Origin of the sequence: Phormidesmis priestleyi ULC007 (genome assembly GCF_001895925.1) — a bacterium.
GTDB lineage: Bacteria > Cyanobacteriota > Cyanobacteriia > Leptolyngbyales > Leptolyngbyaceae > Phormidesmis_A > Phormidesmis_A priestleyi_A.
Genome location: NZ_MPPI01000029.1, coordinates 1 through 23550 on the forward strand (window position 1 = coordinate 1; position 23550 = coordinate 23550).

20 protein-coding genes, 1 tRNA gene and 1 pseudogene are annotated in these 23550 nt (G+C 49.0%); 13 read left to right on the top strand and 9 right to left on the bottom strand.

All coding sequences use genetic code 11. The features are described from left to right. The first annotated feature begins 200 nt into the window (after nucleotides 1–200). Complete coding sequence (locus tag BRW63_RS19450) at nucleotides 201–2078, top strand: RHS repeat-associated core domain-containing protein (RefSeq protein ID WP_073072598.1); 1878 nt, start codon at nucleotides 201–203, stop codon at nucleotides 2076–2078. 8 nt (nucleotides 2079–2086) lie between these two features. After that, nucleotides 2087–2665 (top strand): SMI1/KNR4 family protein, encoded by a 579-nt coding sequence (locus BRW63_RS19455; RefSeq protein ID WP_073072600.1) that lies wholly within the window; start codon nucleotides 2087–2089, stop codon nucleotides 2663–2665. On the opposite strand, the pseudogene BRW63_RS30180 reads toward BRW63_RS19455, so the two are convergent. Together BRW63_RS30180 and BRW63_RS19460 are read right to left on the bottom strand one after the other, a co-directional pair. After that, a pseudogene (locus tag BRW63_RS30180) lies at nucleotides 2662–2792 on the bottom strand (IS4 family transposase); the annotation flags it as partial. The gene BRW63_RS19455 and the pseudogene BRW63_RS30180 overlap by 4 nt on opposite strands. Nucleotides 2793–3040: 248 nt before the next feature. Next, nucleotides 3041–4552: a reverse transcriptase domain-containing protein gene (locus tag BRW63_RS19460; protein WP_073074074.1), complete on the bottom strand. Its 1512-nt coding sequence runs from the start codon at nucleotides 4550–4552 to the stop codon at nucleotides 3041–3043. 684 nt (nucleotides 4553–5236) lie between these two features. Here BRW63_RS19460 and BRW63_RS29625 point away from each other — a divergent pair. Then, a complete protein-coding gene (locus BRW63_RS29625) occupies nucleotides 5237–5362 on the top strand; it encodes a hypothetical protein (protein ID WP_262983556.1) in 126 nt (41 codons plus the stop codon). Nucleotides 5363–5371: 9 nt separating this feature from the next. Then, nucleotides 5372–5995, top strand: a complete 624-nt coding sequence (locus BRW63_RS19465; protein ID WP_219898658.1) for an RpnC/YadD family protein — start codon at nucleotides 5372–5374, stop codon at nucleotides 5993–5995. A 187-nt stretch (nucleotides 5996–6182) separates the two neighbouring features. Here the strand turns inward: BRW63_RS19465 and BRW63_RS19470 are convergent, their stop codons facing one another. Together BRW63_RS19470 and BRW63_RS19475 are read right to left on the bottom strand one after the other, a co-directional pair. Continuing rightward, a complete protein-coding gene (locus BRW63_RS19470; RefSeq protein WP_073074076.1) occupies nucleotides 6183–6674 on the bottom strand; it encodes a Tab2 family RNA-binding protein in 492 nt (163 codons plus the stop codon). Between the two features lie 48 nt (nucleotides 6675–6722). After that, nucleotides 6723–6971, bottom strand: a complete 249-nt coding sequence (locus tag BRW63_RS19475) for a helix-turn-helix domain-containing protein (protein WP_073074077.1) — start codon at nucleotides 6969–6971, stop codon at nucleotides 6723–6725. A 260-nt stretch (nucleotides 6972–7231) separates the two neighbouring features. Between BRW63_RS19475 and BRW63_RS19480 the strand changes: the two genes are divergently transcribed. The 3 genes from BRW63_RS19480 to BRW63_RS19490 all read left to right on the top strand — a co-directional run bounded on the left by BRW63_RS19480 (nucleotide 7232) and on the right by BRW63_RS19490 (nucleotide 10173). After that, a complete protein-coding gene (locus BRW63_RS19480) occupies nucleotides 7232–8440 on the top strand; it encodes a M20 metallopeptidase family protein (RefSeq protein WP_073074078.1) in 1209 nt (402 codons plus the stop codon). 426 nt (nucleotides 8441–8866) lie between these two features. Then, nucleotides 8867–9688, top strand: coding sequence for an oxygen-dependent tRNA uridine(34) hydroxylase TrhO (gene trhO / locus BRW63_RS19485; protein ID WP_073074079.1), 822 nt, complete (start codon nucleotides 8867–8869; stop codon nucleotides 9686–9688). A 161-nt stretch (nucleotides 9689–9849) separates the two neighbouring features. Beyond that, nucleotides 9850–10173, top strand: coding sequence for a hypothetical protein (locus BRW63_RS19490; protein WP_073074080.1), 324 nt, complete (start codon nucleotides 9850–9852; stop codon nucleotides 10171–10173). Nucleotides 10174–10425: 252 nt separating this feature from the next. Here the strand turns inward: BRW63_RS19490 and BRW63_RS19495 are convergent, their stop codons facing one another. The 5 genes from BRW63_RS19495 to BRW63_RS19515 form a co-directional block, all read right to left on the bottom strand. Further along, the gene (locus BRW63_RS19495; protein ID WP_073074115.1) at nucleotides 10426–11499 is read right to left on the bottom strand and encodes a glycosyltransferase family 4 protein; all 1074 of its coding nucleotides are present in this window, start codon (nucleotides 11497–11499) and stop codon (nucleotides 10426–10428) included. A 436-nt stretch (nucleotides 11500–11935) separates the two neighbouring features. Continuing rightward, a complete protein-coding gene (locus BRW63_RS19500; RefSeq protein WP_073074116.1) occupies nucleotides 11936–12184 on the bottom strand; it encodes a DUF4926 domain-containing protein in 249 nt (82 codons plus the stop codon). Between the two features lie 94 nt (nucleotides 12185–12278). Then, nucleotides 12279–12349: transfer RNA gene (locus tag BRW63_RS19505), tRNA-Gly, on the bottom strand. A gap of 25 nt (nucleotides 12350–12374) precedes the next feature. Beyond that, the gene (locus tag BRW63_RS19510; protein WP_073074081.1) at nucleotides 12375–15473 is read right to left on the bottom strand and encodes an efflux RND transporter permease subunit; all 3099 of its coding nucleotides are present in this window, start codon (nucleotides 15471–15473) and stop codon (nucleotides 12375–12377) included. A gap of 34 nt (nucleotides 15474–15507) precedes the next feature. Then, nucleotides 15508–16959 carry an efflux RND transporter periplasmic adaptor subunit gene (locus BRW63_RS19515; protein WP_073074082.1) on the bottom strand — a complete coding sequence of 484 codons (1452 nt, stop codon included), beginning with the start codon at nucleotides 16957–16959 and terminating at the stop codon, nucleotides 15508–15510. Nucleotides 16960–17375: 416 nt separating this feature from the next. Between BRW63_RS19515 and BRW63_RS19520 the strand changes: the two genes are divergently transcribed. From BRW63_RS19520 to BRW63_RS19545, 6 genes are all read left to right on the top strand, one after another. Further along, nucleotides 17376–18206 carry an Npun_R2479 family HD domain-containing metalloprotein gene (locus BRW63_RS19520; protein ID WP_073074083.1) on the top strand — a complete coding sequence of 277 codons (831 nt, stop codon included), beginning with the start codon at nucleotides 17376–17378 and terminating at the stop codon, nucleotides 18204–18206. Nucleotides 18207–18304: 98 nt separating this feature from the next. Beyond that, nucleotides 18305–19444: an AI-2E family transporter gene (locus BRW63_RS19525; RefSeq protein WP_073074084.1), complete on the top strand. Its 1140-nt coding sequence runs from the start codon at nucleotides 18305–18307 to the stop codon at nucleotides 19442–19444. Nucleotides 19445–19473: 29 nt separating this feature from the next. After that, entirely contained in the window at nucleotides 19474–20610 is a 1137-nt protein-coding gene (locus BRW63_RS19530; protein ID WP_073074085.1) for an ABC transporter permease, read from the top strand. Between the two features lie 164 nt (nucleotides 20611–20774). Further along, nucleotides 20775–21731: a prolyl aminopeptidase gene (gene pip, locus BRW63_RS19535; RefSeq protein WP_073074086.1), complete on the top strand. Its 957-nt coding sequence runs from the start codon at nucleotides 20775–20777 to the stop codon at nucleotides 21729–21731. A 232-nt stretch (nucleotides 21732–21963) separates the two neighbouring features. Then, a complete protein-coding gene (locus BRW63_RS19540) occupies nucleotides 21964–22263 on the top strand; it encodes a ferredoxin (protein WP_073074087.1) in 300 nt (99 codons plus the stop codon). Nucleotides 22264–22625: 362 nt separating this feature from the next. Then, nucleotides 22626–23531 (top strand): ATP adenylyltransferase family protein, encoded by a 906-nt coding sequence (locus tag BRW63_RS19545; RefSeq protein ID WP_073074088.1) that lies wholly within the window; start codon nucleotides 22626–22628, stop codon nucleotides 23529–23531. The last annotated feature ends 19 nt before the right edge of the window (nucleotides 23532–23550 follow it).

Genomic DNA, 23550 nt, shown 5'->3' on the forward strand with positions numbered 1-23550 from the left:
TTGGGAATCGGTAGCGTCTAAATATCGATGGAGAACACCCCGCCCCCGGAGTAGAGAGGAGTCCTAAAGCGATCGCAATGGGCTGACCCGCACCTTTGAGTACGATAATTTGAGTCGTCAAACCCAAGAAAATTGGATGAGTGCAGGAGCCGTGACGCGATCGTTCACCTCTCAATACGATGTCCTCGATCGATTAGTTGATGTCACATAACTCAGTATCCGGAGGAACGACGACGAAACTTTCGGAGTATGGCTACACCTATGATGACCTCGATCGATTGAGGGCGATCGATAATCTCGGGGTGGGAGGCGTGACCCGCGTGGCACTAAACTATAGCTACGACCAGGCAGGAAACCTCACATCGGTCACCAATACCATCAATGGAGTCGCCGATGGCACTACTGCCTATAAGTACGATGCCCTCGATCGGACAACCCAAATTACTCAGTCAGGCGCTGGGATAACCAATAAGCGCGTCAAGCTCTCCTATAACGCCGTCGGGCAGATGGAAACCCTGCAACGCCTGACCGGAGGAACATTTAATCAGACCGTAGCCACCACCACCTATGCTCACAATGACCCACTCAACCGCCTGACCCAGATTCAACACGCTAACGCCACGGGAGGAATACTCTCTAGCTACGCCTTTAACTACGACAATGGCAGTCGGATTCGTAAAGTGCAGAATGCAGACGGCACCTTTGTCAATTATAACTACGCCAAAAATGATGAACTGAAACAGGCGGACTACAGCTCAGTGGCGCGCACCGATGAGAATTACACCTATGATGCCAATGGCAATCGCACCAACATGGGTTACGTCACGGGCACCAATAACCAGCTCTCCTCCGACGGGAAGTATGCTTACACTTACGACGATGAGGGCAATCTTAAAACTCGCACCGAAATCGCCACGAATGTAACGGGGACGTTTAACTGGGATTCCCGCAATCGTCTCACCAGTGTTACCGATACCGCAGGATTATCCGTGTCCTATGCCTATGATGCTCACAATCAACGCATTGCCAAGACGACAGAGGGAATGACAACACGCTATGTGTACGACCGAGGCAACCTCGCCCTAGAATTCAATGGCACCGCAACAACGCCTACGGTGCGCTACTTCTATGGCACCCAAGTAGACCAAATCCTCGCGCAAGATAAGGGCAGTGGGAATGTTTCCTGGATGGTGACCGACCAGTTGGGTTCAGTCAGAGCGCTGGTTGGAAACGATGGGACAGTGCGGAATCGATATGACTACGATGCGTTTGGAAATGTGACCTCCACGATGACGAATGCAACCGATACCTCGCGCTATCAGTACACCGGGCGGGAATTCGATGGCGAAACCGGACTGTACTATTACCGGGCGAGGTATTATGACTCCCGGAATGGACGGTTTATTGGGCAAGACCCTACAGGGTTTGGGGCAGGGGACGGTAATTTATATAGGTATGTCGGGAATTCACCGACTAATACTACTGATCCAACGGGCTTGCACGGTTTTGTTGGGTCCCAATATCGCGAGATCAAATATGTTGACAAAAATGGTTCACACAACACATCCAATATCACATCGGTCATTACAGCTAGGAAAGCTGATCCAAATACCTATATAGTGTCTGATAAGACAAAAGCAGCGATAATTTTTTCGCCTACTAGAACGGGTTCGGATGTTTCCACATCAGCTAGAAGTAAAGTTCCAGATCGTAGAACCGGAGATGATGCTGGACACATAGTTGGAGCACAACTCGGTGGAAGTGGCAGAGACGAGAACAATCTTTTTGCACAAACAAGAAGTGGATACAATCAGAATCCACAGTCCACTTGGAGAGCTTTTGAAAATGCAATCAGAGCCAACATTGATAAGGTTCAGTATGATAATAACAGTAAGCAATGTCCGCCAAATACAGGGCATTTATCAGCCGTTCTAACGGTTAACTTGAAGTATCAGCGACCTAAACCAAATGCTACAAAGCTACTGAGACCAATCGCTGTTGATGCTTCCGTAGTTTTCATCTCGCCTTTTAGCTTTGCGGCTTCAACGATTCGCCCATTACTCCTTCTCAACCCTTAAGAACTTTAATGATGTCAGAAAAATGGAAGAAACTAATTCAGAGTTTAGAAGTTCTTGTGGGCGAGGGACAAGAAACCCTCAACGCAGAGACACTGAGCGCTACGGAAGCTGAGTACAAAATCATCCTTCCTTCAGGCTATAAAGAATTCTGCCAAGTTTTGGGATCGGGAGAGTTATCGGATATTGCAAGAGTTTACTGCCCAACGAAGTTCTTCATAAAAGCCAGTGAGCGACGTATACAGGAGGCGATTCGGCACATTGAAAGATTCGGAGAGAACTTTAAACGTGACCAGCAATATATAGAGCAACTGAGATCTGCGTTTGTATTTGGGGAATCTGCTACGGGTGAACATTTGATTTTTTGGGATCTGAGAACCTACCAAGAGTCAGATGGAAGCTATGAAATTCACTGGGCAAATTCGGTCAGTCCTGACTGCATTGATCCGGTGCTGTTGGGACGCGATTTCTTCAACTTCATTCAAAACTTCTGCTATGGAACCGAAACCTTTGATTTAGTTCCTGAATATGTAGAAGGAAGTTCTCCTGGAGACTTCTCTTTAAACTTCTATCCTCTTGTATTTACCTAATTACAGGACGAAAATTGTAGAACGTCTAAGAAATCACTCGTTTCTGTTCCAGTTTGAGAACACTGCTTCGTTCACAGTCAAACCCATAGCGAAAGATACTATTGGCTCTGCGTCCATGCTTCTTAATCAATGGTTCGGACATTTTTTGGAACGATTTCAAAAGGCTTTCAGGGCTTACGGTTTCAGGACTGAGCTATTTTTTCAATGTTAGCTCCACCCCTGACTTTGAAAAAAAGATCAAGCCTACGGTTGAATCAGGGTTCGAGGTTAAAACCTGCTCAAATTTTGTGGTTGGGTCGAGGGGGAGTATGATCTCCCTCCCCTCCCAGTTAGATCCGTGCGTGCAAGTTTTCCCGCACACGGCTCCCGATTCAATCAGGCTGTGCCTTTGCTCCTGTGTGCATAATTATGGCAAGACTCGTGTAGAGCCTCCAGATTTGTCGCTTTCCAGTTGTGGTGATTTCCATCTTGATGATGCAGGTGAACCTGTTCCTCAGAGGTCATCTTGTATCCACAACAGGCACAGGAATGGTTTTGTCGTTTTAGGACTCTAGAGGTCGCACCGTCATAGAGTTTACTGTTACGTTCACTCCAGTACGTTAAGTCGCCATCGTAAGGGGATTTCTCCCCTTTGACATTGACGTGTTTGTTTTCGGAGTAAGGAACGGCAGGGAAAGCTTGATCTAACAATCTTTTGGTAGAGTAGCGAGTCTGCTTGGGTTCCTTGTTGAACACTTTGTACGCTCTGTTTTGGAGAAAGTACAGCGAGAATCGTGACCCCTCCAGTTTGCAGAAGCGGTGGTAGTTCCTCCAGCCTCTAACCACGGGTGCCAGCTTGAGCGCTTTGACCGTGGCTCCATAGTTTGAGTGGTTAACAATGGCTTTTACTTTCTGGCGGAATGCTTTGAAGTTGTCCACCGAAGGGACGCTTCTAAACTTTCCGTTGGTTTGCACTTTGAAGTGCCACCCTAGGAAGTCGAATCCATCTGTCGTGCGTGTAAGTTTGGTCTTCCGCTCACTGACCTTCAGTCCCCGTTCTGCCAAAAATTTACTGATTCGCGTCAAAATCTCCTCTGCATCGTCTTGAGGTTTGAGGATAAACACCATATCGTCGGCGTACCGAACGCTTTGATGAATGTCTTCAATCCCGTTGAGAGCGATGTTCGCGAGTAGTGGGCTAACCACGCCACCTTGTACGGTGCCTTGTTCAGGAAATCCTGGATTGACTCCTGCTTTGAGACAGCGGAAAATTCCGGTCTTGACCCCTTTTGGGGCAATCAGGTTGTCCAGGATGGCGGCATGGTTGATCCGGTCGAAGCATTTTTCGATATCGAGTTCGAGGACGCGTTTACCGATTCCATTCGCATGAGAGTTGAGGTTTAGAAACAAAACTTTCTGGGCATCGTGTGCCGAGCGTCCGGTTCTAAACCCGTAGCTCCTGGCGTGGAAGGTTGCTTCATGGGCGGGTTCCAGCGCGTACTTAACTAGACATTGCCAAGCTCTATCCGCGATGGTCGGTACTTTTAGCATTCGCTTTGTCCCGTCCTTTTTAGGGATTGGGATTTTGCGAAGCTTCGAGGGTTTCCATTGGTTGACGGTTTCTTTGAGCAGGTTGCTCAGGTCAAAGCGTTCTTCAATCGTGAGGAATGCTTTGCCGTCAACGCCCGCCGTCTTTTTACCCGCATTCAGTTGGGTCACTTGACGGATTGCTAGAAATCGGGCGGCTGTAGACTTGAAAATCAGTTTTTGGAGTGACCGCGCCTTTCGCAGGTTGCCCACTGAAACTGCTTTGAACACTCGATTTTGGAGGCGGAATAAGTTCCGTCGGAATCGCTTCCACGGGAGCTTCTTCCACAATTCACTAGCCTGCTGGCTGTGTCTAATCATGCGCTCACGCCAAAGAGTGTTTGCTTTGAACCTTGACCCAATCACGGGTCATCCTACCCAGTCTGCGGGATTCCGCTGCTCGTCTAGCCTACTGGGGTTCGACTTCTCCCCAGACCGAACAGACTGTTTTTATTCGTTCCTCCCGTTCGATTGCTCGTTCCCTTAGATGGATTCAATTCAACCGCCAGAACCCCTGACTCTGACCGGTTTCCTCCGGAGACACGGCGGGATACAATACTCTGGCAAAGTCAAGGTTTTGTGGTTATGCCTTGCTCACAGTTAGGTCGCTTTTTGAGAATCTGGTTTCATCGTAGGAACCCCCTGTTAGCGCCAGTGTCAACGCATAACCGTTGTCTGATTGCGCCCTGTTCCCAGCTTCAGCCTGCAAGAACCGAGCTTGCTCACTGTGGGCAGATCAGGAGTCACTTCTGAGTTTGAAGGGTAGGACTTGCACCGACATCAAGCGGGAAGTTCAGCTAGACTTAGGAGTCTTGGCTGGAGTGATTATGGACGGACTGGTTACCGTATTTCGTCACTCAACGAATCGCACCCGGAGTACTGTACTTAAGAGACGGCAATTCTGTACAAGCCGGTAAAGGCGATCACTCGTAATCATCATTCATCAAACTTTGGGTTTTCTGAAAATTAAATCGGCATCATAGGGCGTACAATCTTACTATTTCTATGTACGATGACACCTGCCGATTCCTTGCCGAACACTTCTCAGCCGACTTCGCCAGTTGGCTGCTCGGAACACCTGTCACCCTGACAGAGATTCAACCCTCCGAACTCTCCCTCGATCCGATTTGAGCCGATGCCATGATTCTGCTTCAGTCGGAAGAGTCTATCCTGCACATCAAATTCCAAACGTTACCGAAGCAGGAAATTCCATTTCGGATGCTGGATTATCGCGTTCGAGGACAGCGGCGCTACAAAGGGAAACCGATGCGACAAGTGGTCATTTATCTCAAGCCCACCACCTCTGAACTGGCTTATCAAACGAGCTACGAACTGGAGCGCACCCGTCATGAGTTTGATGTGATTCGGCTCTGGGAGCAGCCTGTCTCACTTTTCCTGCAATATCCTGGATTATTGCCGTTTGCAACGTTGGGACAGAGTGAGAGTCCAGAAGGCATTTTGCGGCAAGTCACGCAAATTGTGGATCAGATTGAAGATCCAACAACACAAGCAAATTTGATGGCAGCGTCAGCGATTTTGGCTGGGTTAAGATTAGAGCAAGATGTAATTTATCGTTTGGTACAAAGGGACATTATGCAAGAATCTGTCATTTACCGTTCGATTCAGCAAGAAAGGGATCGAGCAATCGCACTCAATCTTCTGCGAGAAGGCGTATCTGTTGAAACCGTTGCTCGTGGCACTGGATTATCGATCGAAGCAGTCCAGCAACTTCAACAGCAACTCAACGACTCCGTGCAAAGCTAGAGTTGTTCATGTCCGGGAAGTTGATCGTGAAGAAGCGGCATAACAAAACAGTGGAGCAGACGGTACAGAGACTTCGCGCTTCGTTCTAGTTCTCTTACCGCCGCTCACTTTAGCCGTTAGCTCGTCAGATCCGATCGCCAATAAGTTTTAGATGCGATCGCCCCAAAGTTGCAAATTTCCTAGACCATTAATCCAGCTTTGACAGAATGTTAGAGTCTTGATGTTTCAACAACCAAACCCCGGTGTAAGTCATTCCTGAGTCGTCGGGTTGCACCAGCAGAAAATGCAGACCTTTGCTCGCTTGTTTGCGCTGTTCATAGAGTTGGGCGGCAGATCTGACTTCAGGATCGTCGAAAGTGGCAACAATCCAGCGATCGGCTTCCCCAGCTTCCAAGATCAACCCATCGGGTGCCCCCGCGATCGCCATCAACGAGATCGGACGCGCCGCTTGCAGCCATCGAGCGAGTTGCAGCGATCGCCGTCCGCCATCAATCACCACGCCTGGCACTGCCACGTCTGAGGCGATTCCTAACTTGATCGGTGCGAGATCATCGGGCATCTCGATCACTGGAATTAACCGTCCTGTAAAGGCTTCAGAAAGCTCGATCGCAGACAAAGAAGCAAATCGCCAGCGTTCACCCCAAAGATTTTCGGGCAACGGTTGAGGAGGGTTTCTCATAGATTGAAAAAGACAGAATCAACAATTCTACCCTTCACACTCTACCGTTCAGTGGGCGCTGTCGTTTTGCTGTAAGTTGCGTTCTAAATAGAGATCAATAAAATCTTTGGCGGCAGCTTCATCAATTTTGCCCAAGGCTTTGATCATCTCAGTCACGGCTTCTGCGAGCGGGTCACTGATTTCATTTACCCATTGGTGAACGGTTGAACGGTTGATTCCCATCGTCACCGCCAATCGATTCTGGTTAATGTTGTAGGTAGCCAGCACTTGCCTAAGCGCCTTTCCTGCTTTTCCCATAATCTCGATCGTGTCAGAGGCTCATAGCAAAGTAAATGGTTGTAGTTACCAACATTCTTATTGCGTTGATAGAGAATTAGCGGTGATACGGGCAAACAAACAAACCGCTAAATTTTTCGATACTTCGTTTTAGTCAATAAGATTTTTAGGGAGTTTGGGCGTTAAAGATTGAAGCCAAAATAAGCTTTAGAATTAAAAAATAGGCGAGTTACGAGTTGACTAAGCAACGCTGATCGTTCACTCAAAAATTGTATTGATCTATGGTTTCCACTTTTGCGAATCCGTCTGCGATCGACTCATCTCGGATTCGTCCAGACATCCAGGCATTGCATCCTCAGTTGGTCGAGTGGCGCAGAACTCTGCATCAACGCCCCGAACTAGGCTTTCGTGAGCGACTGACCTCACAATTTGTCGCCCAAAAACTTCAAGAATGGGGCGTTGATCATCAAACCCAAATTGCCGAGACTGGAGTGGTCGCGACGATTCATGGCAACCGTCCGGGTAAGGTTTTGGCGATTCGGGCAGATATGGATGCGCTGCCGATTCAAGAAGAAAATGAGGTGCCCTACAAATCGCAGCACGATGGAGTTATGCACGCCTGCGGTCACGATGGACACACGACGATCGCGCTCGGCACCGCTCGTTATTTGTCACAAAATCGTGACTTTGCTGGCACCGTCAAACTTATTTTTCAACCTGCCGAGGAAGGCCCAGGGGGCGCGCTGCCAATGGTAAAGGCTGGGGTGCTCAAAAATCCTGATGTCGATGCGATCATTGGGCTGCATCTGTGGAACCAATTGCCGTTAGGAATGGCAGGCATTCGATCGGGGGCGTTGATGGCAGCCGTCGAGACGTTTAGCTGCACTATTTTTGGCAAAGGGGGACACGGCGCAATCCCGCAACAAACCATTGACTCGATCGTGGTTGCCTCGCAAGTGGTGAATGCCCTGCAAACAATCGTGGCGCGAAATATTGACCCGATCGAATCTGCGGTCGTGACGATCGGCGAATTTCACGCCGGAACTGCTTGCAACGTCATTGCTGATACGGCTCGACTCAAAGGCACTGTTCGTTATTTCAACCCCAAATATGGCGATTATTTTGCCCCACGCCTTGAGCAAGTGATCGCCGGAATCTGTCACAGTCATGGGGCACACTATGAATTGAATTATGAGAAACTCTATCCGCCTGTGATTAACGATTGCGCGATCGCTGACTTGGTGCGATCGGTGGCTGAAACTGTCATCGAGTCCCCTTTAGGAATCGTTCCTAACTGTCAAACAATGGGCGGTGAAGACATGTCATTTTTCCTACAAGCGGTTCCGGGCTGTTATTTCTTTTTAGGGTCTGCTAACGCTGAGAAAGGATTAGACTATCCCCATCATCATCCTCGCTTTGATTTTGACGAAACTGCTCTCAGCACGGGTGTCGAACTCTTTGTGCGCTGCGTCGAAAAATTCTGCCAATAGCGCGGGAAGTTATACCAATTTGATTTGTGCAATCGATCCAGGTAGTGGCACGACCTTTCTTCTGTAAGGGTTTGGTAACTTTTAAACTCGCCTTGTGATTGTGATCATTTTATTATGTGATCGAGATCGCTAAAGGTGAGTCATCTGACAGACATACTGTACAGGACTCAACTTTAGCCGAGTCATCAACAGGGAACACACGACTGACCGACGGATTTCTTATGAAAACTGTCGGTTTTTTATTGCTAAACAAGAATATTGCATAATTTGTTGTTGTTTATCATGAGTTAAGAGTACGCTGTCATCAGTTAATATCAATCTGATTTACGCGACAGTGCGAGAGGGCACAGTAGGGGCCTGGCACTGCCGTACCCTCTCGCGATCGACTGTCGTATGATGAAATACGCCTTTAGGAGTGGATAGAGTATGCCCCAAGTCGTAGCAGCCTTTTATAAGTTTGTGCGGCTTTATAACTGGGTCGAGATCAGAAATCCTTTGCTGTCGTGTTGCTTAACCCACGGGGTAAAAGGAACCATTTTGCTGGCAGAAGAAGGCATTAATGGCACGATCGCCGGAAGCCGTCATGCAGTTGATACTGTCTTGGCATTTCTCAAAGCCGATCCTCAGTTAGCAGACTTAGAGATTAAAGAGTCTGATACCGAGTCGCAGCCCTTCGATCGCATCAAGGTAAAGCTAAAAAAAGAAATTGTGACGTTGGGGATGCCAGAAATCGACCCCAGTCAGCAAGTCGGAACTTACGTTAGCCCGTCTGAGTGGAATGCGCTGATTTCTGATCCAGACGTGACCGTCATCGATGTCCGCAATCGGTTTGAAGTCGGAATTGGCACCTTCGATCGGGCCCTTGATCCGCAAACACAATCCTTTCGTCAGTTTCCTGACTATGTGCGATCGCAGCTTGACCCCAGCCAGCACAAAAAAATCGCCATGTTTTGCACAGGTGGAATTCGCTGTGAGAAAGCGTCGGCTTTTATGCTCTCCGAAGGGTTTGAAGAGGTCTATCACCTGCAAGGCGGCATTCTCAACTATCTCGAAAAAGTGCCCGACGATCAAAGTTTATGGCAAGGAGAATGCTTTGTGTTTGATCAGCGAGTCGCCGTTATTCAAGGGGTGACTGATGGATCGTTTGAGCTACGGCGCGACTGTGGTCATCCCATTTCTGAAGCTGATCAGACAGCTAATCAATCAGAAGTTTTGTGCCCCTATTGTAGCGATCGATCGAGCCGCTAACCAGCCTCATTGAACACAGTTGCCGATGAGCGGATATCTCTCCTTCGGCTGACGAATTGAAGAGTTGTGTAAAGAAGAATCAAGCTAGGTGTAAGGGTGATTCTGAGTTGCAAATTCCTAAGCAACTTGTCAAACGTTCACGATAAAAAAGGAAGGCTGATATGGCTGATATGACTCAAACCGTTGATTTAGATTCCACGATCGCTGCCCTACAAAGTGGAATTACATCCTTGCCTCCTGAAGCGGTGATCAGCACGATCGAAAGCTGGCAGTCTCAGTTGCAAGGCACCGAAATCGCAGAAACGCTGGGTGAATTAAAAATGGCGCTTGAGGGCAAAGGCATGAGTGGTGCCGCGATCGGTGAACTTCTTTCTGATCTGGGCGCTCAAACCGCTGCTGCTGGCGGAACCGCAAGTGGTGATGCAATGTCTAAACTGCAACAGTTGGGGCAACTTCTCTCCCAAGCGGGCAGTTCTCTCACATAGATTCTAGCGATTCTAGATTCTTTTCACGATCGTTATCTTTAGCATATAGTCTGGATTAAGAGCAGCAAGTTAGTGGCCTTCAGAGTAGCTATCTCTAAAGCATTTACTAAGTGTCTGCTCTTAATTCATAGAATTGAGCTTCACCTATTTAATCAATAAGTGCGACAGATTCTTGTGGGGGCACAGCACTGCCATGACCTTGCTAACTGTTCATCCGTTGCTACTTTTTCTAAATTCGTGTTGTTGAGTGAGTTACCTGATGCCTACATATTGGTGAGCGCGTCCGTTCTTAGAAAAGCGTTCTGCTAAAAGTTGTTGATAGACTGCCTCATAACCATCGGTCATTTGTTTTACACCAAAGTAATTAACGACATGATCACGGCAGGCATTGCGATCGAGATCATGCACTTTCTTAACTGCATGAATACATTCATCCACGTTTTGACAGAGAAACCCGGTCTTGCCGTCAACAATAATTTCAGACGTTGAACCAAGCTCTAGGGCAATCACGGGCGTTCCGGCGACCATCGACTCGATCATCACAAGTCCGAAGGGTTCTTGCCAAGTGATCGGAAATAGGGTTGCCACTGCATTGCCCATCAAGATGTTTTTTTGAACGTGATTGGCTTCGCCTAAATATTCGATTTGCTTGCCGTCAATGTGGGGCTTAATTTCTTGCTCAAAATAATCGACATCGACCCGATCGATTTTGCCCGCCATTTTGAGGTGCCAGCCTGATCGTTTGGCAATCTCGATCGCTAGGTGCGGGCCTTTTTCAGGAGAAATTCGCCCTAAAAAAGCCAGATAAGGTGACCCATCTGGCTCAGGATAAAATTTGTGTGCTGCCGGGTTAATTCCGTTATAAACGGTTGCGATATAATTCAGCCCCAGCCTCGGTTCGCGCTGAGTGTTTGAAATACTGACGTAGGGCTGATCGCGAAAATGAGTAAACAGCTTTTCGTTGTCGATCGAAAACGAGCCGTGCAGGGTGTGTAGCGTTGGAGTTTTGACCAAAGGCGAACAGGGCAGAGCGGCACAACCAATGTGAGAATGAATAATATCAAACTCTTGCGCCCTCTGATAGACATGACCGAGTTGTAGCATCTCATAGATCGGATGCTCTTTAACATTAGGGTCAAGCCGCAATGCACGAGGATGAATTGCCTCTAACTGAGCAAGGCTCACAGAGTCACCTGACGCAAATAACGTTACATCGTGTCCGCGCTGCACCAACTCATCGGTCAACAGGCTAACGACCAACTCAGCCCCCCCGTAAGCAGGGGGAGGTACGCTCTCCCACAAGGGAGCAATCTGAGCGATTCGCATAGGAACCTCCATATTTATTAAGCTTAGTTGCGCCAATTGTCGTAGATTTCTCTGCTAAGACGCATCTGGCTGCGGAGATAGGAAGGTTTGATGTCACTCAAGAATAGTTGACGATTGTTCATGATGGTTCTAACCCGATTCTTTAAGCCATGAGTATTATACTCAAGCCCGAACACGAGCAATTTATCCAGGCACAGGTTCAAGCAGGCAAATTTTCTTGGTGAAGTCTTGGATGGGGAAATCGTAATCGCCCAACTGCAAGCAAAACTGAACCAAGCACGCGAGGCGAAGGAATGCCCAGATTCCTCATCTCCGTAGAAGCTAGCCATGACTTGAATGAAATTGTGGACTATTGCCAGACTCGTAGCCTAGATAGGGGCGATCGCTTGACAATGAAGGGATTCAAGCGATCGGCTACACGGCGTTGTTGTGCTGCTTACGCCTTGACAATTTCTGGTTCAATATCTGGTGAAGCTGGTTCAAAATGCAGCACCATGATCTGTTCTGGGTGTAATCCTACAGACTCATAAGTTCGTCCGTTGCGATCGCTAAATTCAACCTCAAATGCTGTACCATTTGCCAACGTTTCAACTACTGTGCCGACTTGTCCACGCCGCAAACTATACTCAGGAAGATCGGCTGTTAGGGCTACTACCTCTAACAAACTGATAGTCTTAGTAGTCATGTTAATCATCTCCAACATCACATTCTGCGTTTGGAATCAGCATGAGATAAGTGAGCCAGACGAACAGATCTCAAAAAACTATAAACTTTGATTAAGCGGGTAGCGAGAATCGAACTCGCAACTAATGCTTGGGAAGCATTCATTTTGCCACTAAACTATACCCGCGACTAGTTATCTAGCCATTATACCTCTACTTGTGAGCAGAAAGACCGCCCGATCGACCATCTGCCCCGATCGCATCTTCTGACCGCCGTTTCATCGGGCCTTTGAGTAACTTTCCAAAAATGGCGACTTGCAAACGATCGATGTAAGTAAAGATCACCGGAACCACCACCAGTGTCAGCAGAGTTGAAGTCAGTAGACCGCCAATCACGGCGATCGCCATCGGACTTCTCGACTCAGAACCTGCCCCAATGCCCAACGCGATCGGAATCATGCCTGCAATCATCGCGATCGTGGTCATCAAAATCGGACGCAATCTCGCGACTCCAGAATCAATGACAGCGTGATACGTAGACTTCCCTTCTCTCTGGTTAATCAAAGCGTAATCTACTAGCAAAATCGAGTTTTTTGTCACCAGACCCAGCAGCAAAACTACGCCAATGATGGCAATCAGTCCAAGTTCTTTATGAGTGAGGAGTAAGCCGAGCATGGCACCCCCGATCGAGAATGGCAACGCCACCATAATTGTGATGGGATGCAGAAAATCGTTAAACAGCAACACCAACACTGCGTAGATAAACACAACTGCCGCCAGCAGCGCGCCGCCAAAGTTGCCAAACACTTGGGCGAGAATCTTAGCATTCCCGAAGTTTTCTCGCGTCACACCCGCCGGGAGCGATTTTAAGATCGGTAGCTGATTGATTTTGGCGAGTGCGTCGCCGAGTGCTAAACCTTTTAGGTTGGCTTCGACTGAGATATTGCGCGATCGGTTGTAGCGATCGATTTGAGAAGGGCCACTGCCAAAGCTAATATCCGCAACGGTTTGTAATGGCACTAACGTTCCACTTTTATTTTGAATTTGCAGACTTTTAATCGTCTCAATGTTGTTGCGCGATTTCGGGTCGAGCTGCACCCGGATCGGAATTTGACGATCGGGCAAGTCAAACTTTGCTAAGTTGGCATCAAAGTCTCCTAGCGTTGCCAGGTTTGCAGTTCGGGCAATTTGCTGAACGGTGATGCCTTGGTCGGCGGCTCGTGCGGGGTCAGGCGTAATCAAAATTTCTGGCTTTACCAAACTGGCACCCGACGTAACTTCAACCAATCCTGTGACTTGGCGCATCTGCTTTTCTAGCTCGTTTGCCGCTTGAGTCAACGCTGCCGGATTTTCACTCTTCAGCACGATCGACACTTCTTTCGAGCCACCACCCGGACCTCCTTTGACAAAGCTAATTCGCGCCCCCGCAACTTGAGCAAATACAGGACGAATCTGATCTTCAAACTCTTTGCGAGTCATCTTCCGCTCTGATTTGGGCTTGAGTTTAGCGTAGAGAGTTGATTTGGCGACGGCTTCGCTCGTTTGCACTCCCTCAACAGCGGGATGTTGTAGCAGCAAAGTGGTCAACTGTTGAGTGGCTCGATCGGTGTCTTCAATGGTCGAGCCGGGTGGCAATTGCAGTGAGATGGTTGACAAACTCACATCGGCATTTGAGAACAGCCCAACCGGGATTCTGGGAACCAAACTCAAGCTGAATACCAGAAACGCGATCGCAACGGCTAAAGTTACTAACCGATGTTTAATCGACCAGGTGAGCAAACGCCGATATTGAGCAGAAAGGCGATCTTCTTTAGGGGCTTTGGCGTGGTCTTTCATCAGATAAGCTGCCATTAAAGGCGTGACCATCCGCGCAACCAGCAGTGAGAACAGAACTGATGCCGCCACAGTGATGCCAAATGGACGGAAAAACTGTCCGGTGATGCCCGTCATAAAGGCAACGGGGCCAAACACGGCGACGATCGTAAACGTGGTGGCAACCACCGCTAACCCAATCTCATCAGAGGCATCGATCGCGGCTCGATAGGCTGATTTGCCCATCTGCATGTGACGTTCGATATTTTCAATTTCTACGATCGCGTCATCGACCAAAATTCCGACGACGAGGGCTAACCCCAATAGCGTCAGATCGTTCAGCGTGTAGTCCATCACTTTCATGACGATAAACGTGGGAATCAGTGACAAAGGCAGCGCCACCGCCGTGATTAACGTCGCCCGCCAATCTCGCAAGAATAGCCAAATTGTCACGATCGCCAAGCCTGCACCAAAGAGAACGGCATCAACCGAGGCCGTAAACGACTCCCGAATATAGTCTGCCTGCACATTATTAATCAGCCTCAATTTGATGTCTTGAGGCAGCGTAGTTTGCAATTTATCCAGAGCAGCCCGCACCGCTTCTTCGACTGAAACTAGCGTGGTGCCCGAACTCCGCAAGACCGAAAAGACAACCGCAGGCTGATTGTTTAGTCGAGCAATTTTGCGCGGGTCTGCCGTCCCATCTGTGACTGTTCCTAAACTAGAGAGCGGGGCAAAGCTGCCTTGCGGTAGAGTAATTTGCAGGTCTTGGAGCGTCTGCACACTGTCGCTACTGCCTAACGTGCGAATGCTTTGTTCGCTGCCGCCGACGTTGCCCCGCCCGCCCGAAAGGTTGGTGTTAAAGGTGCGTACTTGGTCGTTTACTTGCGTGGCGGTGATGCCCAGAGCTTGTAGACGATCGGGGTTCAAATTAACCCGAATTTCGCGATCAACTCCGCCGACTCGCTGAATTTGCGCGACTCCGGGCACCGCTAACACGGCTCGGCTAATCGTTTGATCGACCAGATTGCTCAGTTCTGCTACCGATCGTTGATCAGATGAAACAGCATAGGTAGTGATCGGCCCACCACTCGCAAATTCAACTCGTTTGACTACAGGCTCGTTAATGTCTTGCGGTAAGTTTTGCCGAATCTGAGAGACTGCATTTCTAACATCGTTGGTGGCGCGATCGGTATTCGTCCCCAACACAAAGTTGATGACAGTATTAGAAACGCCATCGTTAACGGTTGAAGTAATGTCATCAATGTTGCCTAAACTCGCAACTGCATCCTCAACTTTCCTCGTGATTTGCGATTCTAACTCTGAAGGATCTGCCCCTGGTTGAGTAACCGTAACCGTCACAGTTGGAACGTCTACGTTGGGATTATCGTTAATCCCTAAGAATGGGAAAGCGATCAGTCCTGCTAACGTCAAAATGACAAACAGAACGATCGTAGGAACTGGATTGCGAATTGACCAGGCAGAAATATTAAAAGACATAGCGAAAGACAAATTTCAGGTTTCAGAGATCAGATTATTTAGCAACGGTCACGCGATCGCCATCTTTGACAAATCCTGCACCTGCGACCACTACGCGATCGTCAGGGTTAATGCCATTTGTGATCACAATTTGTCCATTATTACGATCGCCAGTTTCGACGGGTTTAGCGCGGGCGATATCTTCACCGTCTAAGACATAGACAATTTTGCGACCATCTGCCTCTGACACCACCGCTCTCTCGCTAACGACCACCGCCTGAACTTTTTGAGTCACGATGTTCGATCGTAAAAACATACCAGGTTTCAACAGCCCACTTTCGGGTAGGTCAATCTTGACGGTGGCTTGACGAGTCTGCTGATTGATCACAGGCTCCACCTCTCGCACCCGACCCTGAACATTAATCCGCTTATCGGCATCAGACGTGATCTTGGCAGGTTCGCCCACTCTCACTTGCGAAAGCAGATTTTCAGGTATGTTCACTTGAAGCTGTAGCGAACTATTTCGGACAATATAAAATAGGGGATTCGATCCCGTCAGTTCGCCCACTCTAGCAACGGCTGTTTTCTGATCGTTGGGGTTGCGCTTGGACAAAATGCCACTTGCAGGCGATCGCACTGTGGTTTGAGCAATCTTAGTCTCAAGCTGTTGAATGCGCGTCCGATTCGTATCAATTCCGGCTTGAGCTTGTGTCACCCCCGCTTGAGCCTGGTTTACCCCTGCTTGAGCCTTTGCCACATCCGCTTGAGCGCTGCTGATATTGGATTGTGCGACGCTGATCGCTTCTCGTGCAGTGGTCGCTGACGTGGTGCGCGACTCTAAATCTTGACTGCTGATTACGCCATCGTTTCGCAGACCTTGATAGCGTCTCAGATTGCTCTCAGCTTCTGCCAATACTGCCCTCTGCTGTTTAAGCACTGCCTCTTTTTGCTGCACGATCGAGCGATTGGATGCCACTTGCGCCTGAGCCGAATTTAACTGTGCCTGAGCCGAACTGAATTGCGCCTGAGCCGAACTCAACTGCGCTTTCGCTTCATTTAATTGATCTTGCAAGACAGAACTGTCTAGAACGGCGATCGCCTGCCCCGTCTGAACCGTGTCTCCCTCATTCACCAAAATTTGTTGAATCTGCACACCCGTTGCCTGGGGCGTAACCTGCACCCAATTTTGAGCATCGACGCTGCCAGTAGCGCTAAAGGTTTTCGGCACAAATGCCAACTTTGCCGTCTCTACACCCACGCTCTGACCCGCGACTGGAGTACTTTGCGTCTCTGCCACCGGAGCCGCCGCAGGCTTGTTAGATTGCGAGAGCAGCGTCATGCCACCCGCAGCGATCGCCATGCCAATTCCCACCCCGACTAAGATGCCTCGTGTTCCTGCCAAACGCCCACGAGCAGCAGGAGCGCCCGTCCCTGAATCATCAAATTGAGCATTGCGGGGTTGCTGCGGTTCAGGGGGATCAGATTCTGTCAGGGTATTTAATGGCACGATGCTTCCTCTACAAACCTTTTTAGGCGATCTAACGTGAAAGAACTCTAAATCTAAAATATCTTTCTTAATTATGACGTACGCGAAATGTTCTTACGCTAAATAGTCATTCAAATCACCCATAGCAAAATAGCCACGATAAGATAGTCACGATCGCCTTGTCATCCTCCAGATGAGTCACTCGATCGCCGGGAGTCAAATGCGATGTACGACTTTCTTAAAATCGCCTAAAAGCAGCCCTCTCCCGCAGGAAAGGGAACTAGAGATTGTTTGGAAGTCCCTCTCGTGCGGGAGATGGGTTTGGGGTGAGAGTGCTTATTCATCCGATCGCCGGAAGTTAATCTAAATTTCACGGAAATTGCTCCAATTAAGAGAAGAATAGATAGATTTCAGTCGTTCAGCGGTGAGTGCCCCTCATGTTTAATGCCACCGAACTTTTAATTGATGACTTTGTTGCCAAGCTCAAAGATGGCTACCGACGCACCTACGGCGGCTGGAAGTCTGACTATGAAGACATCATCGGCTGGGTTGGGTCGATGGCAATGGAAAATATTGCCAATAGTGACGCGCTCTATCACAACGTTGAGCATTCGATTTTGGTGACGCTGGTCGGTCAAGAGATTCTGCGGGGTCGCCACATTCGTCAAGGGGGTGTCTCGTGTGAAGATTGGCTGCATTTTGTGATCTCGCTGGTCTGTCACGACATTGGCTATGTCAAAGGCGTGTGTCGTCAAGACAGCGACGGACTGTATGCGACTGGCAAAGACGGCGCAAAAGTGGGGCTTCCTGCGGGTGCGTCAGATGCGGCGCTGACTCCCTATCACGTCGATCGTGCCAAATTATTTATCGATGAACGCTTTGGAGGGCACAAATTAATTGATGCCGAGCTAGTCAAACGCAACATTGAGTTGACGCGCTTCCCGATTCCGACGGCAGAAGATCATCAGGACACGATCGACTATCCAGGTTTGATTCGCGCCTCGGATCTGATTGGTCAACTCAGTGATCCCCGCTATTTAAAGAAAATTAGTGCCCTCTACTACGAATTTGAGGAGACGGGCGTTAATAAAGCTTTAGGCTACCAACATCCCGGAGATCTTCGCAAAAACTATCCCAAGTTCTACTGGCATGGCGTTCATCCTTATATTAAAGATGCGTTGTATTACCTTTCGCTAACTCAGCAGGGCAAACAGATTATTGCAAATCTATATTCCAACGTCTTTGTAGTCGAGCATGAGCCTGACTGAAATCCACTAAGCTTAAGTAAACCAGCAGAGAGTATAGGATAGAAGCACAAACCGCGCGATCGTTCGCCGCTCAATTCTTTCTACCCAAGCCTCTGCCAATGGATCGTTTTTTCTCTCCAATTCAGCAATTTTTAATCACCTGGCTGCTGATCTTAGTGACAGGCTGGCTGAGCCTAAACGCGCTCACTTACTTTGGTGAACTCCTTAGCGTTTTGGTGACCGCTGGGTTGATTGCCTTTTTGCTTAACTATGCCGTTGATCGATTGCACCCCATTTTGCCTCGACCGATCGCTGCTGCTGTCGTTTATTTGCTCGCCGGACTGGTGTTAGGGTTTGCGGCAGTGACGATCGCGCCCCCAATCCTCTCTCAGGCACAGCAGTTGACTGCCAATCTCCCTGGGCTGATTGAGTCGGGGCAGCAGCAGTTAAATGACCTAGAAGCCTGGAGCGCAGCTCGTCACTTTGGGTTCGATCTCTCCTTCTTAGAACAACAGCTTTCTGTCCAGGTGCAAGGACAGGCCAGAACGATCGCCTCGACGGGAATCGGGTTGGTCTTGGGCACGTTTAACTGGGTGTTAGACCTCACTTTGATTCTGGTGATCTCGTTCTATTTGCTGCTAGATGGGGGAAAAATCTGGACGGGCTTGACGAGCATCTTTTCTCCCCAAATTAGAGAGCGCTTGACTAATTCTCTCCGCGATAGTTTACAGCGATTTGCATCGGGGCAGTTGCTGCTAGGGCTGTTTATGGCAATCGTGCTATCGATAGCATTTTGGTGGCTCAACGTGCCGTTCTTTTTAGTGTTTGCTGTTTTTATCGGTGTGGTGGAGGTGATTCCGTTTATCGGCGCAACCCTGGGAATCGCCGCCGTTTGCGTTGTCGTGGCATTTATCGACTGGTGGTTAGCGCTGCAAACTTTAGGAGCCGCGATCGCCCTTCAGCAAGTTAAAGATAATTTCATTGCTCCTCGGATCATGGGCAATCTAACTGGGTTTAGCCCGGTGATTATTCTGACCTCGCTGCTAATCGGTGCTAGAGTTGCAGGACTATTAGGCGTGATTTTAGCGATTCCGCTAACCAGCGTGACTCGGACGATCGTCGAGATTATTCTCGATCCCACACTGCCGCCCCAAACGGGTTCTATCTTCTCGGAGGCGATGGAGAATAGTATCCTAGAACCCATGCTCTCAGTCGATGCCGAAGACGATCGGCTGATTGTCACGAGCAAAGAGCATTAAAGCACCCCTTCACCCCTAACCCTTCTCTTATGGACTGGTGGAAAAGACTCCGAAAAAACCCGCTTGCAAAGTTTGGCGCGCTGCTGCTGCTGGTATTTTATCTGTCAGCGATCGCGGCTGAGTTTGTTGCCCCCTACGATCCTTATGTCTCTCAACCAGATGGGGCACTCTTGCCACCAACCCAGGTTTATTGGCGTGATCAGGGCGGGAACTTGATCGGCCCTCATGTGTATCCGACGACTCAAGGCGCGGTCGATGTGCAGACGGGCGAGCGTGAGTTGAAGGTCGATCGTTCAAAGCCGTCTCCGATTCGGTTTCTTGTGCAGGGTGATGACTATCGCTTTTTGCAGATTCGGTTGCCGTTGCCGACTCAGTTTTCACTCACCGATCCTAAGTTTGAAGAGATCGAATTGTTTCCCGGAATTTCTGGCAATCTGCACCTGTTTGGCACGAATGGGGAGGGCAAATTTAACCTATTGGGAACGGATGAACAGGCGCGAGATCAGTTTAGTCGCTTGGTTTATGGCGGGCGGGTGAGCTTGAGTATTGGGCTGGTGGGGATCGCGATCGCGTTTCCGCTAGGCATGTTGGTCGGTGGCATTTCTGGCTATGCGGGCGGTTGGCTCGATAGTGTGCTGATGCGATTTGTCGAAGTGTTGATGACGATTCCCGAAATCTATCTGCTGGTGGCGTTGGCGGCGGTGTTGCCTCCTGGCTTGACCAGTGCTGAACGGTTTTTGCTGATTATTTTGATCACGTCATTTATTCGCTGGGCAGGGTTGGCGCGGGTGATTCGGGGACAGGTGCTCTCGATTAAAGAGCAAGAATTTGTCCAGGCAGCAAGAGCGATGGGCGGCAGACCTCTTTACATCATCATTAGGCACGTTTTGCCTCAGACAGCGACTTACATCATTATTTCGGCGACGCTTGCGATCCCAAGTTTTATTGTGGCGGAGTCGGTGTTGAGTCTAATCGGCTTGGGAATTCAACAGCCTGATCCATCTTGGGGAAATATGTTGACGCTGGCAACCAATGCCTCGGTTTTGGTGCTGCAACCCTGGCTGATTTGGCCCCCTGCACTGCTGATTATTTTGACGGTTCTGGCGTTTAACCTGTTGGGAGATGGGCTGCGGGATGCCCTCGATCCGCGTAGTTTGCACCGCTGATCAAAGCGACGATCGACGTTGCAGAATGAGGAAATGAAATGGCTGTAGGGGTAGCGCCCCCGTGCCTACCCCCGACGGAGGGCAACCGCGGGGGATTGTCCATACCAAATCATCCTGCTATTCAACAATGTTTAATAATTTTGGATTTATAACTGAACTGTTTTATGCGTGAGCTTTATCCTCCTCTAGAACCCTACCAGTCAGGCACACTGCAAGTATCTGATCTACACACCCTCTATTTCGAGCAGTCAGGAAACCCAGAAGGCAAGCCAGTTGTGTTTTTGCACGGTGGGCCCGGAGGCGGAAGTCTGCCTGTGTTTCGACAATATTTTGACCCAACAAAGTGGCGCATTGTGATTTTTGACCAGCGGGGCTGTGGTCGCAGCACTCCCAATGCCGAACTTCGAGAGAACACCACCTGGGATCTCGTCAGAGATATTGAAGCTCTGCGATCGCACCTCCAAATCCCTCAATGGGTCGTGTCTGGGGGCAGTTGGGGCAGCACATTATCGCTGGCTTATAGTCAAACTCACCCCGATCGCTGTCTTGGCTTAATTTTGCGGGGCATTTTCTTGCTGCGGCGAAAGGAGATTCTCTGGTTCTATCAAGACGGCGCGAGTTATTTATTTCCAGATGCCTGGGAAGACTATCTCAAGCCAATTCCCGTTGAGGAACGCACCGATTTGCTGGCGGCGTTTTATCGTCGTCTAACGAGCGAAAATGCTCAAACTCGTCAAGAAGCGGCTCGTGCCTGGTCAGTTTGGGAAGGCACTACCAGCAAGCTGATTCCTGACCCCGAATTGCAAGGTCGATTTGCAGATGCCGAGTTTGCCGATGCTTTTGCGCGCATTGAATGCCATTACTTTATCAATCGAGGCTTTCTTGAGCCAGACGACCAACTTTTGCAGAATTGCGATCGCATTCGACACTTGCCCACCACGATCGTGCAGGGGCGCTATGATGTCGTCTGCCCCATGACTTCTGCTTGGGATCTGCACAAAGCTTTACCGGATGCAGAGTTGATCGTTATTCCCAATGCTGGACACTCGATGATGGAACCTGGGATTCGCAGCGCATTAATTGAGGCAAGCGATCGTTTCGCGCTTGATTTTGAGCCTTGAAGCCCCCATTCTGAGCCTTTTTTTCCCGTCCCATAAGTATAAGTAGATTAAATGGGCCAGATTTATTACGAATCCCGTTCACCCCAGAGGTGGATTGTAGGTTTTAAGTCATAAGTTTTCCCGTAGTATCAGAATTGGAACTGACTCAGTAAGCAAGCCTTTTGCAGGCAACGCCTAAAGTTACGCTTTCAAATGGCTTCAATGCCGTTTCTACTATAGAGAGGACTACCGAATGGCAACTTTTAAAGTCACGCTGATTAACGAAGCCGAAGGGCTAAACACCACGATCGACGTTCCTGAAGACGAGTACATTCTTGATGCTGCCGAAGAGCAGGGCTTGGATCTGCCTTACTCTTGCCGGGCGGGTGCTTGCTCTACTTGTGCTGGCAAAATCACGGCGGGTACCGTTGATCAATCTGATCAGTCTTTCTTGGATGACGACCAAATCGAAGCGGGCTATGTGCTGACCTGTGTCGCTTACCCCACTTCTGACTGCACGATTATGACGCACCAAGAAGAGGAGTTGTACTAAAAAGTCCTTTCTCCCAAGATAGAGAGCTTTGCCGCTTCTCACACGCTCTTTGTCTTGGGGCAATTTTTTAAGTGATTCAACTCAGATGCCTGAGAAGCCGCTATTGACGCTGAGTTTTGCTCGATCGCAGAAGCGCCGCGCTGGTGTTTCTGCTTTGTTTTAACGTGAATTCGATGAAGCTTTTCGCTGCGGTTGCAAATCCGGGCTGCCCCCTAAATCCCCAAAATTGGGGGACTTTGAATCTAAATTCTGGGCTTGAAGTCCCCTAGAATTGGGGGATTTAGGGGGCTGAAGCCCTGAAAAACGAAGCGAAAAAACTCGTCGGACTGACGTTGTTTTAGCTGCCATTATTGCTCAGATTGATGCTACCTGGAACGCTTTGGGCACGGGTGATCGAACAGACGCAGCACGCTTTAGACTGCGGAGCGCTGCGCTCAATTCCGACTAACTATGAGATCGTCGAGCAAGACGGGGTACATTTTCTGGTGCGAATCTTAGCAAATCTGACGCGCAAGGAGAAAGCAGCCCAACAGCAAGCGCAAAAAGCCATCATCTCTGGCGAGGTGATTAATCCTTTTTTACCCTATGAAGAAGACTTGTTTGTTGCCGATTTATCAGAAACCCACTTGTGTTTGCTAAATAAATTTAATGTCGTAGATTATCACTTGTTGATTATTACGCGTGCTTTTGAAGAGCAAGAAAGTTTGTTGACGCTGCAAGATTTTTTAGCGCTGTGGATATGCCTAGCAGAATATGACGGATTAGCTTTTTATAATGCTGGAAGGAATGCAGGCGCAAGTCAACGCCATAAACATTTGCAACTGATTCCATTGCCTCTTTTATCAGGAACTGCGATCGCGATCGACACTTGGTTAGCCTCAGCCGAGTTTGACGGCCCGATCGCAACGATTCCACAATTGCCATTTGCTCATGGCCTAATGCGATTATCGAATTGGGCGCAACCTAACCCGGCGGCTGAAGAGACGATCGCTTGTTATCACACGCTGCTTAACCAGCTAAATTTAAAGGCAGGTTCCGCCTACAACTTATTAGCGACGCGAGAATGGCTGTTGATGGTGCCACGATCGCGAGAAAGTTTTGAGTCAATATCCGTCAATTCTTTAGGGTTCGCAGGCAGCTTGTTTGTGCGCGATCAGGCTCAACTGCAACTGCTCAAAAATCAGCGACCGATGACGATTTTGACTCAGGTAGCGATGTCGATCGCGGTGCAATGTGATGTAGCTAACGTGGAAGTGCAGAAAGATTAACGTATACTACCCAATGGCT